This window comes from Novosphingobium sp. PASSN1, from assembly GCF_002278815.1.
In genome coordinates this window covers 214,348-231,618 of the sequence record NZ_NKIS01000006.1, presented here as the reverse complement: position 1 = coordinate 231,618, position 17,271 = coordinate 214,348, and the positions used below count along the sequence as shown (strand labels likewise).

At 66.9% G+C, this 17,271-nt stretch carries 19 protein-coding genes; 9 read left to right on the top strand and 10 right to left on the bottom strand.

Annotation, left to right across the window (positions count from 1 at the left end):
- The first annotated feature begins 4 nt into the window (after positions 1 to 4).
- Positions 5 to 865 carry an S-formylglutathione hydrolase gene (fghA, locus tag CFE35_RS12215; protein WP_292930876.1) on the top strand — a complete coding sequence of 287 codons (861 nt, stop codon included), beginning with the start codon at positions 5 to 7 and terminating at the stop codon, positions 863 to 865.
- Between the two features lie 185 nt (positions 866 to 1,050).
- Here the strand turns inward: fghA and nusB are convergent, their stop codons facing one another.
- The 3 genes from nusB to hisG are packed head-to-tail and all read right to left on the bottom strand — an operon-like array spanning position 1,051 to position 3,469.
- Positions 1,051 to 1,503 (bottom strand): transcription antitermination factor NusB, encoded by a 453-nt coding sequence (gene nusB / locus CFE35_RS12210; protein ID WP_292930875.1) that lies wholly within the window; start codon positions 1,501 to 1,503, stop codon positions 1,051 to 1,053.
- Positions 1,500 to 2,786 carry a histidinol dehydrogenase gene (hisD, locus tag CFE35_RS12205; RefSeq protein WP_292930874.1) on the bottom strand — a complete coding sequence of 429 codons (1,287 nt, stop codon included), beginning with the start codon at positions 2,784 to 2,786 and terminating at the stop codon, positions 1,500 to 1,502. Before hisD ends, nusB begins: the two co-directional genes overlap by 4 nt.
- Complete coding sequence (hisG, locus tag CFE35_RS12200; protein WP_292930873.1) at positions 2,786 to 3,469, bottom strand: ATP phosphoribosyltransferase; 684 nt, start codon at positions 3,467 to 3,469, stop codon at positions 2,786 to 2,788. Before hisG ends, hisD begins: the two co-directional genes overlap by 1 nt.
- A 54-nt stretch (positions 3,470 to 3,523) precedes the next feature.
- Between hisG and CFE35_RS12195 the strand changes: the two genes are divergently transcribed.
- The 3 genes from CFE35_RS12195 (at position 3,524) to CFE35_RS12185 (ending at position 5,805) form a co-directional block, all read left to right on the top strand.
- On the top strand, positions 3,524 to 4,564 hold the full coding sequence (locus CFE35_RS12195; RefSeq protein WP_292930872.1) for a DUF2332 domain-containing protein: 1,041 nt from the start codon (positions 3,524 to 3,526) through the stop codon (positions 4,562 to 4,564).
- 75 nt (positions 4,565 to 4,639) lie between these two features.
- Positions 4,640 to 5,311, top strand: a complete 672-nt coding sequence (locus CFE35_RS12190) for an HD domain-containing protein (protein ID WP_292930871.1) — start codon at positions 4,640 to 4,642, stop codon at positions 5,309 to 5,311.
- A gap of 2 nt (positions 5,312 to 5,313) precedes the next feature.
- A complete protein-coding gene (locus CFE35_RS12185) occupies positions 5,314 to 5,805 on the top strand; it encodes a GNAT family N-acetyltransferase (RefSeq protein WP_292930870.1) in 492 nt (163 codons plus the stop codon).
- A 6-nt stretch (positions 5,806 to 5,811) separates the two neighbouring features.
- On the opposite strand, the gene CFE35_RS12180 is transcribed toward CFE35_RS12185, so the two are convergent.
- From CFE35_RS12180 to CFE35_RS12160, 5 genes are read right to left on the bottom strand one after another with little or no spacing between them, the layout of a single operon-like run.
- On the bottom strand, positions 5,812 to 6,705 hold the full coding sequence (locus CFE35_RS12180) for an alpha/beta hydrolase (RefSeq protein ID WP_292930869.1): 894 nt from the start codon (positions 6,703 to 6,705) through the stop codon (positions 5,812 to 5,814).
- The gene (locus CFE35_RS12175; RefSeq protein WP_292930868.1) at positions 6,702 to 7,553 is read right to left on the bottom strand and encodes an SDR family NAD(P)-dependent oxidoreductase; all 852 of its coding nucleotides are present in this window, start codon (positions 7,551 to 7,553) and stop codon (positions 6,702 to 6,704) included. The genes CFE35_RS12180 and CFE35_RS12175 overlap by 4 nt, the downstream gene beginning before the upstream one ends.
- A gap of 23 nt (positions 7,554 to 7,576) precedes the next feature.
- Positions 7,577 to 8,479, bottom strand: coding sequence for a pirin family protein (locus CFE35_RS12170; protein ID WP_292930867.1), 903 nt, complete (start codon positions 8,477 to 8,479; stop codon positions 7,577 to 7,579).
- Positions 8,476 to 8,928, bottom strand: coding sequence for an NUDIX domain-containing protein (locus CFE35_RS12165; RefSeq protein WP_292930866.1), 453 nt, complete (start codon positions 8,926 to 8,928; stop codon positions 8,476 to 8,478). The genes CFE35_RS12170 and CFE35_RS12165 overlap by 4 nt, the downstream gene beginning before the upstream one ends.
- Positions 8,921 to 9,193, bottom strand: coding sequence for a BolA family protein (locus CFE35_RS12160; protein WP_292930865.1), 273 nt, complete (start codon positions 9,191 to 9,193; stop codon positions 8,921 to 8,923). The genes CFE35_RS12165 and CFE35_RS12160 overlap by 8 nt, the downstream gene beginning before the upstream one ends.
- A gap of 41 nt (positions 9,194 to 9,234) precedes the next feature.
- Here CFE35_RS12160 and CFE35_RS12155 point away from each other — a divergent pair, with 41 nt between their 5' ends.
- Both CFE35_RS12155 and CFE35_RS12150 read left to right on the top strand, forming a co-directional pair.
- Entirely contained in the window at positions 9,235 to 9,840 is a 606-nt protein-coding gene (locus tag CFE35_RS12155) for a J domain-containing protein (RefSeq protein WP_292930864.1), read from the top strand.
- 87 nt (positions 9,841 to 9,927) lie between these two features.
- The gene (locus CFE35_RS12150; RefSeq protein ID WP_292930863.1) at positions 9,928 to 11,916 is read left to right on the top strand and encodes an NAD(P)/FAD-dependent oxidoreductase; all 1,989 of its coding nucleotides are present in this window, start codon (positions 9,928 to 9,930) and stop codon (positions 11,914 to 11,916) included.
- 6 nt (positions 11,917 to 11,922) lie between these two features.
- On the opposite strand, the gene CFE35_RS12145 is transcribed toward CFE35_RS12150, so the two are convergent.
- The gene (locus tag CFE35_RS12145; RefSeq protein ID WP_292930862.1) at positions 11,923 to 12,372 is read right to left on the bottom strand and encodes a hypothetical protein; all 450 of its coding nucleotides are present in this window, start codon (positions 12,370 to 12,372) and stop codon (positions 11,923 to 11,925) included.
- Between the two features lie 79 nt (positions 12,373 to 12,451).
- Positions 12,452 to 14,071: a phosphoenolpyruvate carboxykinase gene (locus tag CFE35_RS12140; RefSeq protein ID WP_292930861.1), complete on the bottom strand. Its 1,620-nt coding sequence runs from the start codon at positions 14,069 to 14,071 to the stop codon at positions 12,452 to 12,454.
- Between the two features lie 382 nt (positions 14,072 to 14,453).
- Between CFE35_RS12140 and CFE35_RS12135 the strand changes: the two genes are divergently transcribed.
- From CFE35_RS12135 to CFE35_RS12125, 3 genes are read left to right on the top strand one after another with little or no spacing between them, the layout of a single operon-like run.
- Positions 14,454 to 15,212, top strand: a complete 759-nt coding sequence (locus CFE35_RS12135) for a response regulator transcription factor (protein WP_292930959.1) — start codon at positions 14,454 to 14,456, stop codon at positions 15,210 to 15,212.
- Positions 15,181 to 16,809 carry a stimulus-sensing domain-containing protein gene (locus tag CFE35_RS12130; protein ID WP_292930860.1) on the top strand — a complete coding sequence of 543 codons (1,629 nt, stop codon included), beginning with the start codon at positions 15,181 to 15,183 and terminating at the stop codon, positions 16,807 to 16,809. Before CFE35_RS12135 ends, CFE35_RS12130 begins: the two co-directional genes overlap by 32 nt.
- On the top strand, positions 16,806 to 17,234 hold the full coding sequence (locus CFE35_RS12125; protein ID WP_292930859.1) for an HPr kinase/phosphorylase: 429 nt from the start codon (positions 16,806 to 16,808) through the stop codon (positions 17,232 to 17,234). The genes CFE35_RS12130 and CFE35_RS12125 overlap by 4 nt, the downstream gene beginning before the upstream one ends.
- Positions 17,235 to 17,271 lie beyond the last annotated feature (37 nt).

Here is a 17,271-nt window from a genome sequence, read left to right as displayed (position 1 = left end):
GACGATGGCGCCTGATTCCACGTTCGAGACCGTTTCGACCAGCAAAGCCCATGGCGGCACGCTCGGCGTCTATCGGCATCAATCCACCGCGACGGGGACGGGAATGACCTTTTCGGTCTTCCTGCCCCCGCAGGCGGAGGAAGCCGGCGCAAAACTGCCGGTCCTGTTCTATCTTTCGGGACTCACCTGCACCCACGCCAACGTGACCGACAAGGGCGAGTACCGGCGGCTCTGCGCCGAACTTGGCCTGATCTTCGTTGCCCCGGACACCAGCCCGCGCGGCGATGACGTGGCCGATGATGCGGAAGGGGCCTACGATTTCGGCCTTGGCGCGGGCTTCTATGTCAACTCCACCGAAGAACCCTTCGCGGCGCATTACCACATGTGGGACTACATCGCGCATGAACTGCCCGCGCTGATCGAGGACCACTTCCCGATCGATCCCGCGCGCATGGGCATCACGGGCCATTCGATGGGCGGCCACGGCGCGCTCACCATCGGCCTGACCTTCCCGGACACGTTCAAGTCGCTCTCCGCCTTCGCGCCGATCGTCGCGCCCGGCCAGGTGCCGTGGGGCCACAAGGCGCTCGGCGGCTATCTCGGGCAGGACCGCGCGGCATGGCGCGCGCATGATGCCGTGGCTCTCATCGAAGACGGCAAGCGCCCGGCGGGCGACATCCTCGTCGATCAGGGCGCGGCCGACGGCTTCCTCGCGCAGCAGCTCCGCCCCGAACTGCTCGAAGCGGCCTGCAAGGCGGCGGGCGTGAACCTGACGCTGCGGCTGCAGGACGGCTACGACCACAGCTACAACTTCATCTCGACCTTCATGGATGATCACATCCGCTGGCACGCGGATAGGCTGTAAAAGTGCTCCGGACCCTGATGATTTTTCAGTGATCGGTTATTCGTCACCCCGTGCTTGACGCGGGGTTTGGCTGTTCTTCCTGCAAAACGCCTGAACAACAAAGCCAAGGCCCGGATCAAGTCCGGGCCGACGATGTCATCAGTTGGGTGTGCGCGTTTCTTTCTCTCTGCGTCTTTCAGCGCAGACTAAGCCCGTACGTCCTTTGCCACGGCATCGAGCAGCCCGTTGACGAACTTCGTCTCGCGCGCATCGAAGAAGGCGTGCGCCACGTCGAGGTATTCGCCGATCACGGTGCCGACGCTGATGTCCGGCCGCGCCATCAGCTCGTAGGCTCCGGCGCGCAGGATCTGCAGCATCGTGCGGTCGAGCCGGGCTATGGACCAGCCATCGGCGAGGCGGGCAGTCAGTGCGCCGTCGATCTCGTCGCGCCGGGCAGCCACGCCGCGCACCACATCATCGAAGAAGGCGACGTCGGCATCGTGGTATTGGTCGTCTTCGATTTCCGCGCCGAGCCGGTGCATGTGGAACTCGTCGATCAGCAGGTGCAGCGGCGTCTGCTCCATTTCGAGCTGGTAGAGCGCCTGTACGGCGGCGAGCCGCGCGGCGGAGCGAGCCGTAAGGCGGGAGGTGCGGTTCATATTCCAAGCCTCAGTTCGATGGAGCGGGCATGGGCTGCAAGGCCCTCCGCTTCGGCCAGAGCCACGGCGGCTGGCCCGATTGCGCCCAGCGAAGCCTCGTTCACGCTGAGGAAACTGGTGCGCTTCATGAAATCGAGCACTGAAAGGCCCGAAGCAAAGCGCGCGCGCCGCCCGGTGGGCAGCACATGGTTCGGCCCGGCGACATAGTCGCCGATGGCCTCGGGCGTGTGGCGGCCAAGGAAGACCGAACCGGCGTGGCGGATTTCGGCAAACAGCGCCTCGGGATCGTCCGTCGCGATTTCCACGTGCTCCGCCGCCAGTGCATTGGCGAGGGCAGGGGCCTCGGTGAGCGAATCCACCACGATGATCACGCCGTGCGCAGACCAGCTGGCGCGGGCCACGGCGGCCGTGGGCAGCAACGCGATTTCGGCCTCGACCGCGGCTGTCACGGCATCGGCAAAGGCGGCATCGTCGGTGATGAGGATCGATTGCGCGGCGGGATCGTGCTCGGCCTGGCTGAGCAGGTCGGCGGCGATCCACTGCGGGTCATTCTTGCCGTCCGCGATGACGAGGATTTCGGAAGGCCCGGCCACCATGTCGATGCCAACCACGCCGTAGAGCTGGCGCTTGGCTTCGGCCACCCAGGCGTTGCCCGGCCCGGTGATCACATCGACCGGGGCGATGTGCTGCGTACCATAGGCGAGCGCGGCAATCGCCTGCGCGCCGCCGACGCGCCACACTTCATCCACGCCCGCAAGGTGCGCGGCGGCCAGCACCAGCGGATTGATCGCGCCTTTCGGCGTCGGCGTCGTCACCACCAACCGCCCCACGCCTGCGACTTTGGCCGGAATCGCGTTCATCAGCAGCGAGGAGGGATAGGCCGCGCGCCCGCCGGGCACATAGAGCCCCGCGCCATCGACCGCCCGCCACTTCGCGCCGAGCCGCACGCCGGAGGCGTCCACATAGTCGCGATCTTCGGGCAGCTGCGCCTGATGATAGGCCCGAATGCGTTCGCCTGCGAGTTCGAGCGCGGCACGCAAGGCCGGATCGAGCGCGTCAAAGGCTTCGCGGCAGGTCTCGGCCGGAATGCGCCAGTCGTCACCCAGATCGTGCCCGTCGAACCGGGCCGTGTAGTCGGCCAGCGCCGCGTCACCCCGTGCGCGCACGTCGGCCAGAATCGCGCTCACATCGCGCGCGACATCGGCGTCGCTTTCGCGCCGGTCGCCCACCACCGCCGCAAAGGCTGCGGCGAAACCGGCATCGCGCGTGGAAAGGCGCTGCATCAGGCGGCTTTCCCGCGCGCCACGAGTTCGCGGAACGTATCGATTAGTGCGCCCATCCGCGCGCTGTCCGTCTTGAGCGCGGCGCGGTTGATGATGAGCCGTGCCGAAACCGGCATGATCCGGCTGGTCTCGACAAGGCCGTTGTCCTTCAGCGTGCGGCCCGAAGAGACGAGATCGACGATCCGGCTGGCGAGGCCCAGCGAGGGCGCGAGTTCCATCGCGCCATTGAGCTTCACGACTTCCGCCGCAACGCCCAGCTTCTCGAAATGGCGGCGCGTGAGGCTGGGATATTTGGTAGCCACGCGGGCATGGCTTTCGCGCGCGGTAGCCCCGTTTTCGACCGCAGCGGCGGGTTCGGCCACGGAGAGGCGGCAGTGCCCGATATCGAGATCGACCGGGGCATAGAGGTCGGCATAATCGAACTCGTCGATCACGTCCGAACCGACGATTCCGGCCTGCGCCGCGCCGTGGGCCACGAACGTCGCCACATCGAACGCGCGGACGCGGATGATCGTCATGTCGGCGCGGCTGGTGGCAAAGCTCAGCTTGCGGGAGTTCTTGTCGAAGAAGTCCGCTTCGGGCACGACACCGGCATCCCCCAGGAGCGGCAGCGCTTCATCGAGGATGCGGCCCTTGGGCAGGGCGAAAACGATCGGGGTTGGGGCGGCGGTTGGAGCTGGCATAGCCGCTCGCCCCTATGGCAAAGGGCCGGAAAGGGCAACCGTATGGAACGGGTCATGGATTGGCATGATGTCGCAGAGGCGATCCGCTGGCAGGCAGACCACGCGGCAAACAACGGTGCGCCTTGTACCGCGCGGGTGGTACGCGCGCAGCTTGCGCTGCTTTCCGGCAAGACCGAGGCCGGCCGCCGCGTGGCAAACTGGCCGGGGCGGCCGCTGGAGGATGCGCTGCCACTGCGCCTTGCAGGCGGGTTTCATCACCTTGTGTTGTCGGGCACCGATACGCGCCTCGGCGCCGTCTATCGCGGCGAACTGACCGATCAGGATGCGGTGGACGCGCTGATTGTGGACCTGACGCGCCAGCACGATGCCGCCTTGCTGCCGTGGCTCGATGGCCCGCCGCAAACCAACGAGGCAGGCCGCTCCGCCTCGATCATGGCCGCGCTGCTGTGGCTTTCCCCGCGCACCGGCCCACGCTTCGAGCTGAACGAACTGGGTGCCAGCGCGGGCGTCAACACGATGATGGAGCGCTACCGCTACGATCTCGGCGGCACCAAGGTCGGCCCGGCCGATTCGCCCATGCGCATCGCCCCCGAATGGCGCGGTCCGCCGCCCGTGCCTGCGCCGGTGGAGATCGCATCCATTCAAGGCTGCGACCGCGCGCCCGTGAACCTTGCCGACCCTGCCGCGGCGCTGCGCCTCAAGAGCTATGTCTGGGCCGAAGTAACCGAGCGGCTCGCGCGCATCGACGCCGCCATTCAGCTCGCTAGCGAGCATCCGCCAACCCTCATGCAGATGGACGCGGGCGAATGGGTCGATCTGCGCCTCGCGGCTCCGCTGGCGGCGGATACCACCCGTTTGTTTTACCACTCGATCGTGTGGCAATACCTGCCGCCTGAAACCCGCACCCGCATCACCAAGGCGATCATCGGCGCAGGCGAGGGCGGGCAACGGCTGGCGTGGATCATGCTGGAAACCAACCGCGAAACCTTCCGCCACGAACTGACCGTGCGCCACTGGCCGGGCGGGGGCGAGCCGGTGCTGCTGGGCGAAGCGCATGCCCACGGGGCGTGGGTGGCGTGGCACGGCGCAGGCTAGTTGGCCGCACGGACCGATTGCACCCGCCTGCGCGCGTGCTAGCTTCCCCGTGAACCTGCCTTGAAAGCCCCGCATATGCGTCCGCTGAACTTGCTCCTCGCCGCCCTCGCGCTTGCCGCTTTGCCTGCTGCGGCTCTCGCGGATTCCCCGCCGCTCGATTGGCGCACCAAGGTCCGCGCCTTCAATATCGAGCACTGCAAGCACCCCGCGTGGGGTACCTCGCATTCGGACCGCGACTACGCGCTGGCCAAGGCGATGGCCGCCACCGACAAGGTCACGCTTGATGACGATGTGCTGTTTGCCGCCGCCTATCTCCACGATGTGGCGGCGTTCAAACCTTACGAGAAGGCCGATCTCGATCACTCGGACGTCGCGGCAGACCTCGTCGGTGAAATCCTTGCGCCCACTGGCTTCCCGATGGCGAAGCTGCCGAAGGTGCAGGCCGCGATCCGCGAGCATATGTACTACCGCACGCCGACGGTTCCCGAATCGCTTTATCTCCACGATGCCGACGCGCTCGACTGGCTCGGCGCGATTGGCGCGGCGCGGATCATGGCGCTGGCCGACCCCAATGGCGCGCAGCCCGATGGCCCCGCCGTGCTGCCGATGCTCAAGGAAAACCTGCGTGATGTTCCCGCACGGGTGCTGACTCCGGCTGGCAAGGCGCTGATGCCGGCGAAGCGCGATTTGCTGGCGAAGTGGCTGGAGACGCTTGCGTCCGAGACGGACGGGTTCAAGACGCTCTGATCATGCCTGAGGTCACCTACCGCCCTTACGCCAAGTCCGACGAGGCCGCTGTCATCGCGCATATCGTCGGCATCCAGCAGGGCGAGTTCGCCGTGCCCGTCACCGCGGCGGACCAGCCGGACTTGCATGCCGTGGCTGAGGTCTACCAGTCCGGCACCGGCGGCTTCTGGGTTGCTGAAATGGACGGGCGGATTGTTGGTACCATCGGCCTGATCGGATTCGGCGCCAATGAAGGCGCGCTGCGCAAGATGTTCGTCGCCGCCGAGGCGCGCGGGCGCGCGCATGGGGTGGCGGCGCGGCTGCTGGCGATCCTTGTCGATCACGCCCGCGCCAAGGGGATCGCCGCGATCACGCTGGGCACCATCGCGCGGCTGCATGCCGCCATCCGGTTCTATGAAAAGAACGGCTTCGTGCTGATCGACACCGATGCCTTGCCGGAAGGGTTTCCACGCATGGCGGTGGACACGCACTTCTTCCGGCTGGAACTGGCCTGAACTGCCCTATTTCAGAAACGCATCCAGCGCGGCGTTGACCTTTTCCGGTGCTTCCCACGGCACGAAGTGGCCGCAATCGGGCACTTGCACCAGCGTCAGGTTCGGGATCATCGCGTCCAGCCCGTCAAGGTTGGCGGGCGGCAGCGCCATGTCGTCCATCGCCCAGATCACCAGCGTGGGGATGGCGAGCGGCGGCAGCGGTGGGGGTGCGAAGCCTGCGGGCAGCGCGAAGGGCGCGTCCATGTCCGGCACATCCATCGGGCTGGCGCGGTACCAGTTGAGCATGGCGATGGCGCTGTCGCCGTTCGACCAGTCCTGCAGCAGCGCGGCGCGTTCGGCCTCTTCCATCACTGGCGCGCGGTCACCCCAGTTCAGCACCTGCATGAGCAGCGCGCCCAGCCCATGTTCGCGCACCAAGGCATCGTTGGCGGTATCGCGGAACGCGCGCATATACTGGCTCGCGCCGCGCTGCACGGGATCGGTGTAGAGCAGCTTCTGGAAGATCCCCGGATGCGGCGCATTGGCGACCACCGCGCGGGTGACACGGGTGCCTTGCCCCAGCAAAGCCACGCCCCAGGCAATCGCGCCGCCCCAATCGTGGCCCAGCACAGTGAACTGCCCCACGCCCAGCGCGTCCGCCAGAAGGAAGATGTCGCCGATCAGCTTGTCCGGCGTGTAGTTTTCCGCGCCTTCTGGCTTGGAGGAACCGCGATAGCCGCGCTGATCGGGCGCGATGCAGCGGAACCGGCCCGAAAGGTGCGCGATCTGGTGCCGCCAGGTGCGGTGCGATTCGGGAAACCCATGGAGGAACATCAGCACCGGCGCGTCGCGCGGCCCGGTGTCCACCACATCGAGTTCGATGCCGTTCGCGAGCTTCACCCGGGTGAGGTCCATGCTCATTGCGCGCTCTCCACCTTGGGGCTTTCCATCTTGGTGGCATAGCCATCGGCGACCATCTTCGCCATCCGGTCGAAGATTTCATCGGGCGTGCGGCAGGCCTCGCCGATCAACTGCTCGAACCCGGTGGCGACGATGATCTCGCGCTTGCCTTCGGCCATTTCCGCCAGCATCTGCGCCGCTGCGACCTCCGGGTCCATGCCCCCGTCGATACCCTTGTCGCTCACCCCGCGGCGGCTGCCATCGGCATTCAGCGCATTGCGCGAGACATTGGTGCGCACCGATCCGGGCGCGATGACATGGACCTGAAGGCCTTCGCCGGTCACTTCGCTGCGCAGCGCATTGGCATAGCCGATCAGGCCGAACTTGGCTGCGCTATAGGCCGTGCGCAGCGGCACGCCGACTTTGCCCGCCACGCTGGAAACCATCGCGATGCGGCCCTTGCCGCGTGCCACCATGCGCCCGAGTAGTGCCTGCGTCAGCGCGATAGGGGCCAGCAGATCGACCGCGATGATCTGTTCATAGACGCCGTAGTCGGTATCAACGGCAAGGCTGCGCTGCGAAATCCCGGCGTTGTTGAACAGGATGTCGATCCCGCCGCTGCGCTCCTGCGCCCACGCCCACGCCTGCTCCGCTGCGGCGAGGCCCGCCGGGTGGTCCGTCGCCTCGAAAGGCAGGACCAGCGCCGTGGCATTGCCCGTGGCGCACTCCGCCGCGACTTCTGCAAGCGCTGCGGCGTTGCGGCCTGAAAGGATCACATGCGCGCCCTCTGCCGCCAGTGCCCGTGCCACTGCCGCGCCGATCCCCGATGATGCTCCGGTGATCCACGCCACCTCTCCGGCAAATGCCATGTCTGTCCTCTCCCTTGCGTTTTCTAAAGATTGGCGCGCGTGTTGGCCACTTTGGGCAAGGGGATGAATTCGTCCTCGTCCCCCGGCACCTTGGGAAAGCGCCCCGCATCCCAATCGTGCTTGGCATGCGTGATCCGTTCGCGGCTCGAACTGACGAAGTTCCACCAGGCATAGCGCCTTGATGTGAACGCCTCACCGCCCAGAAGCATCACCCGGCCGCCATCTTGCGAGGTCAGCGAGAGCGCCGCACCCGGTGCCAGCACAGCCAGCGCATAAGGCTCAAGCGCGGCGCCGCCGATGGCCGCATCACCGCCCACCAGCATCACCGCGCGCTCGTCGGCGCTGGCATCGATGGGGATCGCGCCGCCCGCTTGCAGCATGATTTCGGCATAGATCGTGTGGCTGTGCTGCGTGGTCGGCGCGGTTTGCCCCCATAGCGTGCCCATGATGACTTGCGCGCGCACCCGGCCATCGTCGATCACCGGCAGATCGGTCTGCTGCTCGAACGCGGGGTCGATCTCCTCGCGCCCGTCGGGCAGCGCGAGCCAGGTCTGCATCCCGTAGAGCCTTGGCCCGGCGGCGCGTTCGGCCTCCGGCCCGCGCTCGGAATGGACGATCCCGCGCCCGGCGGTCATCAGGTTGACCTGTCCGGGGCGGATCGTGGCGAAAGTGCCGAGGCTGTCGCGGTGGTCGATGGCACCGGCGTATTTGCCGCCGAACAGCCATGTCACCGTCGCAAGGTTGATATGCGGATGCGGGCGCACGTCCATCGCGGTGCCGATGGGCAGAATGGCCGGGCCGAATTGGTCGACGAAAATGAACGGCCCCACCATCGTGCGCGCCGGGCTGGGCAGCACGCGCCGCACTTCGAACGCGCCGAGGTTGTGCGTGACGGGGGTCAGCGTCTCAAGCACGGGTTCGGTCATTGCGCCGCCTCCGCCAGCAGCAGATCGAGGATGTTCACCGGAAACACCGGCTCGTGCCACTGGGCCAGGTCATCCGCGCTGAACCAGCGGAACTCCTTGATCAGTGCGCGCTCCAGCTCGGTGTGCCCGGCGCTGTCGGGCGTGAAGCTGGTGGTGCGCACGCGGAAGAAGCGTTCGTCGGATGTGACCGGCTCGCCTTCCAGCGTGATGAAATCATCGGTGCGCTGCGCGATTTCCGGGCCGCAGCTCTCCACTTTGAGGCCGGTCTCCTCGAACAGTTCGCGCACCGCTGCTTCGTGAAAGTCCTCATGCGGATCGCATTCGCCGCCAACGCCGCACCAGAAGGCGCGGCGCGTGGGCGGGGCAAAGCGGATCAGCAGCAGGCGCTCGTGCTCGTCGATCAGCAGGATGCGCGCCGCGCGCCGGATGCGGCGCGGGCTGTTACTCACCGGGCGCACGGGCCTTGATGGCAAGCGCGTGCACGCGCTGCCCCGGAATATCCCCGAGCGCGCCGTTCACGAGGCGCTGGCGCTGCACGCGCGAAACCCCGGCGAAGGCCGCGCTGGAGATCTCCACCGTGAAGTGCGATTCGCCCGTGCCGTCATCGCCCATGTGGCCGCTGTGGCTGGCGCTATCGTTGATGACGGCAAGATGCTCGGGCGCGAAGGCTGCGGTGAGGAGCTGGGTGATTTCTTGGGCAAGGGGTCCGGTCATGGCTTCCATCTTGGCCGATCCATTGCCATGTGAAAAGCCGAATGCGACAGCAAAGACCCCATGATCGTTTCCATGGCCGGGTGCAGGGCACCGGGCAGGCCTGCGCCGTGCCCGGCTGCGTCGAGGCGGGAGAATTTCGCGCGCCCGGCCAGCGAGGGCCCGGCTTCGATGGCCCCGGCGATTACCGCTGGATGTGCCTCGAACACGTGCGCGCATTCAATGCCGGGTATGATTTCTTCGCCGGGATGAGCCCGGAGGAAATCATGGCCGCGCAATCGCCGCTGGCGGGCTGGGCCACGGAAACGCGCGCCTTCCGCCCCACCGCCGGGATCGATCAGGCCCCGCGGTGGGGCGATTTTGCCGATCCGCTCGATGCCATCGCCAGTCGCGCCCGCCACCGGCGCGAGGATGCGCTGCACCGGCAGGAAGCCGCCCGGCGCGGCATCGGCCCGGAAGAGCGCAAGGCCTACGAAGTCATGGGTCTGGGCTTCGATGCCGACCGCAAGGCGCTGCGTGCGCGCTATTCGCAGCTCGTCCGCCGCTTCCACCCCGATCGCAACGGCGGCGACCGCGCGCATGAAGGCCGCCTGCAAGCCGTGGTCGAGGCTTATAACCTGCTGCGCGCCACGCCTGCCTTCGTCGGCTGAGGGCTGGTTCTGGGGGCCTGATCTGAGGGGGTGGACAAGCCCCCGCTGCGGCGCGAAGCTGCGCGCAAGGTCAGGGGGGGGCAGCACATGACAAGCGAAGACCGCAAGCTGGGCATGGACCGCGCGATCACCCGGCGCGATTTCGTGAACGGCGTGGCAGCAGCGACGCTGGCGGCTGGGCTTCCTGCTGATGGCCTTGCGAAGGGCGCGGCTGCTCTCGTCACGCCCGAAAACGACCCCAACCCCTATCCCCCGGCGAAGCAGGGTATGCGCGGCTCACACGCTGGCGCGTTCGAGGCGGCGCACGATCTGCGCGATGGCGCGCTGAAGCTGGCGGATGCGCTGGACAGCGGCGAGATCTATGATTTGATCGTCGTCGGCGGCGGGCTGTCTGGCCTTTCCGCCGCGCACTTCTTCCAGAAGCGCGTTGGGCCGGGTGCCAAAGTGCTGGTGCTGGATAACCACGACGATTTCGGCGGCCATGCCAAACGCAACGAGTTCATGGTGGGGGGCCGCCTGCTCGTCTGCAACGGCGGCACGCTCAACATCGAAAGCCCCGCACGCTACGACAAATGGTCGCGCGTGCTGCTGGATGATCTGGGTGTCGATATTGCCCGCTATGAACGCGACAACACGGCCAACGCCGGGCTCTACAAGTCCCTCGGCATGGGCCACGGGATGGTGTTCGATGCCGAGACGTTTGGCGGCAAGGACGTGGTCCTGCCCATGGGCGGCGGCTGGCGTGGGGGGCGGATCGAGCCGGAGAAGCTCGCCAAGGCACCGCTGACGGCCAAGTCCCGCGCCGATCTGGCGCGCCTGTTTGCCGATCCGCAGCCCGATTACCTCGCCGGGCTGGACCAGGACGCGAAGAAGGACTGGCTCGCGCGCCATTCCTACAAGCAGTTCCTGATGGAGAAAGTCGGCGTCGATCCTCAGGTCTACTGGCTGTTCCAGAACATCGGCATGGCCAGCTTTTGCGTGGGCGGTGATGCGGTGCCTGCGCTGTTTGCGTGGGTGCAGGGCTATCCCGGCTTCTCCGGCATGGCGCTGGGCGAGGTTCCGGCGGACCTGTTTGCCGATCTCCCCGGCGGGCAGCACGGCCGCCAGCGCGAGGGCGACAAGTCGATCCACTTCCCCGATGGCAACGCCACGCTCGCGCGCCTGCTGATCGCTAAACTGGTGCCCGAGGCGACCGCAGGCCGCTCGCAGGAGGACATGGGCACGGCGGTGATCGACTATGGCGCGCTTGATCTGCCCGGCGCGCCAACGCGCATCCGGCTTTCTTCGCTCGTCCTCAATGTCGCGCACAAGGGTGATCCCGCCACCGCCAGCGAAGTCGCGGTGCACTATGCCAAAGCCGGAAAGCTGGTGGAGGTGCGCGGCAAGGCCATCATCATGGCCGGGTGGAACATGATGATCCCTTATGCGATGCCCGAACTGCCCGCCGCGCAGAAGGAAGCGCTGGCCTACGGCGTGAAAGGCCCGATGGTCTACACCAGCGTCGCGGTGACGAACTGGCGGTCGTTCGTGAAGCTGGGCGCAGCCAATTTCCACTGCCCCACGATGTTCCATCAGGAAGTCGGTCTCACCGAAGCGGTCAGCCTCGGCGATCTGAAGCACCCGCAATCACCGGACGAGCCGGTGGTGCTCCACCTCGTCAAATACATGAACAAGCCCGGCCTGCCGCGCCGCGACCAGCACCGCGTGGGCCGCGCCGAACTGCTCGCGATGGATTTCGCAACGTTCGAGCGCGAAACCCGCCGCCAGCTGCAGCGGATGCTGGGCGGCGCAGGCTTCGATGCCGCGCGCGACATTGCCGGGATCACCGTCAACCGCTGGGGTCACGGTTATTCCTACACCTACAACAGCCTCTACGATCCGGTGGAGTGGGTCTACAGCGAAAGCCCGACGCGCCCTTGCGTGGTGGGCCGCCAGCCGTTCGGCCTTGTCAGCATCGCCAATAGCGACGCCGCCGCCAGCCCGCACACCGATGCCGCGATCCAGGAAGCCCACCGCGCGGTGCAGGAAGTGATCGAGCGGCGGACCTATCCCTTCGTGCCAAGGCGCACGGGGTAGGGGCCCTCAATCCGCCAGAGATGCCAGATCCGGCTCCACCCAGCCGCGCCGCGCTTCCACGCTGAACAAGCGGTCTTTCGAATAGAAGCACAGCGGCCAGCTGCGGTCGCCAATCTCGCTTTTAAGCAGCGTGTTCACCGCATCGACCAGCGCGGTGCCTGCGGGCTGCGCCTCCGCAAATGCGCGCACGCCCTTGATGTAGAGCTGGGTCAGCGTCTCGTGATACCCTGCGTTGTCGGTGTTTTCGCCGCCCGCCGCCACGTTGTAGGCGCTGATCGTGCCGGGCATGTCGCGCTCGGGCACGAAGTCCGTGCGCTCGCGGATCAACCACAGGCACGCGGCAAGGTGCGCCTCGTGCGTCCACTCCGCCTTGGGCAGGGTGCGCGCCAGCAGCCCTTCGCCCACGTGGCGCACCGCCGCATCATCGGCGAACGGGCGGATCGGATGCGCGGACATTTCGGAATACCTTCAGAGCACAAAAAAAGAGGCCTCGCACAAGGCGAGGCCTCTTTCCAGAAACGATTGGCGATGTGGCTTACGCGGCGATCGGCGCGGCGTTGCGCACGCTTTCATCCACGTGATCGGCAAACTGCGCGAAGTTGTCGATGAACTTGCGCACCAGTTCCTTGGCTGTGCGGTCATAAGCATCGGCATCGGCCCACGCGCCGCGCGGATCGAGCAGCGCGGTATCCACGCCCGGCACCGAAACCGGCACTTCGAACCCGAAGCTGGGATCAATGCGGAACTCGGCGTTGTTGAGGCTGCCGTCGAGCGCGGCGTTGAGCAGCGCGCGCGTCGCCTTGATCGGCATGCGCTTGATCCCCGGCGTCGTGGCCAGACCGCCCGACCAGCCGGTGTTGACCAGCCAGCACTTCACGCCGCCCTTGGCGATACGCTCCTTGAGGAGGTTGCCATAGATAGAGGGATGGCGCGGCATGAACGGCGCGCCAAAGCAGGTGCTGAACGTGGCTTCCGGCTCGGTCACGCCGATTTCGGTGCCCGCAACGCGCGCGGTGTAGCCCGAGAGGAAGTGATACATCGCCTGATCGGGCGTGAGCCGCGCGATCGGAGGCAGCACGCCATAGGCATCCGCCGTCAGGAAGATGATGTTCGACGGCACGGGGCCGAGGTTCTTCTCGCTCGTGTTCGGGATGAACTCGATGGGATAGGAACCGCGGCTGTTTTCCGCGAGCGAGGCATCTTCGAGGTCGATGGCGCGGGTTTCGGGATCGATCACCACGTTTTCGAGGATCGTGCCGAAGCGCTTGGTCGTGGCGAAAATCTCGGGCTCGGCCTCTGCCGAAAGGCGGATCACCTTGGCGTAGCAGCCGCCTTCGAAGTTGAACACGGCGGTATCCGACCAGCCGTGCTCGTCATCGCCGATCAGCGTGCGGCTGGCATCGGCCGAAAGCGTGGTCTTGCCGGTGCCCGAAAGCCCGAAGAACACCGCCGTCGTGCCGTCTGCGCCGATATTGGCCGAACAGTGCATCGGCATCACGCCCTGCACCGGCAGCAGATAGTTGAGAATGCCGAACACCGACTTCTTCATTTCGCCGGCATAAGCCGTGCCGCCGATGAGGATCAGCTTCTCGGTGAAGTTCACCGCGATCACGGTTTCGCTGCGGCAGCCATGGCGCGCGGGATCGGCGCGGAAGCTGGGCAGGTCGATGATCGTGTATTCCGGCGCGAAGCTGGCAAGCTCTTCAGCCGTCGGGCGCACCAGCAGGGTGCGAACGAACTGCGAATGCCAGGCGAATTCGGTGACGACGCGGACCGAGACGCGGTAATCGGCCTGCGAACCGCCGAACAGATCGGCGACATAGGCCTTGTCCATCCCGCCCAGTGCGCTGAGGAAATCGGCCTTGAGCACGGCGAACTGGTCCGGCGTCATGCTGGCGTTGGTCTTGCCCCACCAGATCGTGTCTTCGGTCGTGGCGTCGCGGACGAAGAACTTGTCCTTGGCGCTGCGCCCGGTGTGCTTGCCCGTGGCTACGACCAGCGGGCCATCGGCAGAAAGCACGCCCTCGCCGTTGCGGATCGCATGTTCGACCAGCGCGGCGGTGCCAAGATTGGCAAAAATCTGCGCAGGCTCGGGAAGGCCCTGCTGAGCGAGTGTCACGTTCAATGTGGTATCAGACACAGATCGGTCTCCCATGGCGGGTCTGCCAATTCCCCGGCCCGGTGTGGACCTTCTTCGGAAACTGGCGCTGCCCGCGCGTTGTAATCACACCCAGATGCGCCAGACTGCGCATTGTCCGCCGGCGAATCCGCAGCATTGCTGCATACGAATGCGCTGAGTCTTTTGCGGCGCATAGCCACCCCGCCATGCTGCGTCAAATACCCTCGCGGCAACCTAGATTTTTGCGCAGCAAGTTGCACCGCGTACAACTGCACCGCAAATCCCGACCGGGTCGCCAACCGGTCGCCTCCCGGTTGCCAGCCACGCGCCAAGCCGGTAATCCGTCATTTCATCGTCAGCCAGACCGGAAACCACCCTGTCCGAAGTCCCGCAATCCCCGGTCCCGCCTGCGCCTCGCCTGCCCGCGCGCGGCAGGGATGATCTCCGGGATGATCCCCGGGTGATCGCGCTGGTGGATGATGATCGCAACATTCTCACCACCGTTTCCATCGCGCTCCAGGCCGAAGGGTTTGCCACCCGGCTATATTACGATGGTGCGGCGGCCTTGAAGGCGCTGCTGGAAAACCCGCCCGATCTGGCCGTGTGCGATATCAAGATGCCGCGCATGGACGGGCTCGAACTCCTCAGCCGCCTGCGCGAAAAGAGCCAGCTTCCGGTGATCTTCCTCACTAGCAAGGATGCGGAAAGCGATGAGGCGCAGGGCCTTGCGATGGGCGCGGACGATTATATCGCCAAGCCCTTCAGCCAGCGCCTGCTGATCGCCCGTATCCGCGCGATCCTGCGGCGCAGCGAAGTGGCTCGCAGCGATGCCGATGCGCCCGGCGAGGAATGCGAAGACGCCCAGCCGCTGCCCGAGCCGATCCGCCGTGGCCGCCTGCTGATGGACCCGGCGCGCCACACCGTCACGTGGGACGGCGTGGGCGTTTCGCTCACCGTTACCGAATTCCTGATCCTTGAGGCGCTGGCGCTGCGACCGGGCGTGGTGAAAACGCGCAACCAGTTGATGGACGCGGCCTATCAGGACGATGTCTTCGTCGATGATCGCACCATCGATAGCCATATCAAGCGGCTGCGGCGCAAGTTCCGCGTGGCAGACAGCCACTTCGCCGCGATCGAGACACTGTATGGCGCCGGATACAGTTTCGCCGATTCCTGATCCGCGATCCGATCTGGTGCCCGATCCGGCCCCCGATCCTGCACGGGCCAGCCTGCGCCGCCGTTCGTGGCGCGTGCGCGGGGTTTCGCTCACCGTGCGTATCCTCGCGGTCAACGGCATCGCGCTGGCGCTGCTCGCGGGTTCGTTCTTCTATCTCGACAGCTACCGCAAGCAGCTCCTCGCCGAACGCTTCAAGCTCGCCCGCGCCGAAGCGGAAATCGCCGCCATCGCGCTGACCGAAGCGCGCCCGGCCAAGGCCCGCGCCGTGCTTGCGGAAATCGGCACCGTGCAGAAATTGCGCCTCACCCTCTATAACGCCAAGGGCGGCCTCATCGCTGACAGTTTCCGCCTCGCCCCGCCGCCGTTCACGTTCGCCGATCCCGATACCGAGGCCTGGTATTCCAGCGCCGCGCGCATGCTCGATCGCGGGGTCGATTTCATCGTCGGCGCGCCGGTGATTGAACGCTACCGCGAGCCACCCGCCCCCGGCGCGGCCAATTGGCCCGAAGTCGCCCGCGCCCGCGCCGCGCACGCCACCGAAGTCTATCTGCGCTATGCACCGGATCGCACCCCGGTGATCACCGCAGCCACTCCGGTCGGCACGGATGGCGAAATGCTGCTGGCGCTGCGCAATGCCACCGATGTCACCCAATCGGTGCGCGATGCCCGCCAATCGCTGGGGATCATCATCGGCGTCGCCTTTCTCCTCTCGATCCAGCTGTCGCTGTTCCTCGCGCGCACCATCGTCCAGCCGCTGCGCGCACTGGTCCGCGCGGCCATCCGGGTGCGGCTGGGGCGTGATCGCGCGGTGGTCGTGCCGCGCCTGCCCGAACGCGGCGACGAGATCGGCCTCCTCGCCCGCGCCTTTTCCGATATGACCACCGCGCTGCGCCAGCGGATCGACGCGGTCGAAAGCTTCGCCGCCGATGTCGCGCACGAGCTGAAAAACCCGCTCGCCTCGCTGTCCAGCGCACTGGAGACGATGGAGAAGGTCGACGATCCGGCGCTGCGCCACCAGCTCGCCGCCATTGCCGCGCACGATGTCCAGCGGCTCGACCGGCTCATCACGGAAATCGCCGACGCCAGCCGGATCGACGCGCAATTGAGCCGCGCCACGTTCGCCCCGCTCGATCTTGCCCAGCTTGCGGCAGACGCCGTGGGCGCGCGCGGTGCCCGGCCGGGCCGCGAAACCTGCCCGATCCGCATGGTGCGCGGCGGCGGCGCGGCGCTGGTGCGCGGCGATGCGCTGCAGCTGGAGCGCGTGCTCGACAACCTGCTGGATAATGCCGTCTCGTTTTCCCCGCCCGGCGGCACGGTCGAAGTCGTCGTGTGGAGCAGCGAAGGCCGCGTCTACCTCGCCGTCACCGACGATGGCCCCGGCATCCCACCGGCCGAGCGTGAGAAAGTGTTCGAGCGGTTCCACTCCATCCGCCCGCCGTCCGAAGCCTTCGGCGCCCACAGTGGGCTGGGGCTGGCCATCGCGCGCACGATTGCCGAAGCGCACGAAGGCACGCTGGCCATCACCGACCGCCCCGGCGGCGAGCGCGGCGCGCAGCTCGTGCTCGAACTGCCGATGGCCGGGGAGGACGAAGAGTGAGTGCGGCGCTCAAGCATCAGGCCACTTGCGTCGCCATCGCTGGCCGCGCCGTGCTGATTGAAGGCGCGCCGGGTACGGGCAAATCAAGCCTCGCGCTCGCGCTCATCGATCGCGGCGCGGTGCTGGTGGGGGATGACGGTGTCTTGCTCGAACCGCAGGGTGCGCGCCTCCTCGCCAGCCCCGTCCCGGCCACGGCGGGCCTGCTCGAAGCGCGCGGCCTTGGCCTTGTGCCGATGCCGGTGCTGCACGCTGTCCCCGTCGCGCTCCTCATCACGCTCACCCCGGATGCCCCCCGCTTCATCGCGGCGGCGGAGGCGATGGCCCGCCACGCGGTGCCCCTGCCGCACGTCCGCCTCTGGCCGGATAGCCCGGTGCTGGCCCTGCGCGCTGAACTGGCGCTGCGCACTTATGGTCTCGCCGTGTGAGTGTGCCTTGGCGAAACATTGCTGCCCGCCGGGCTGC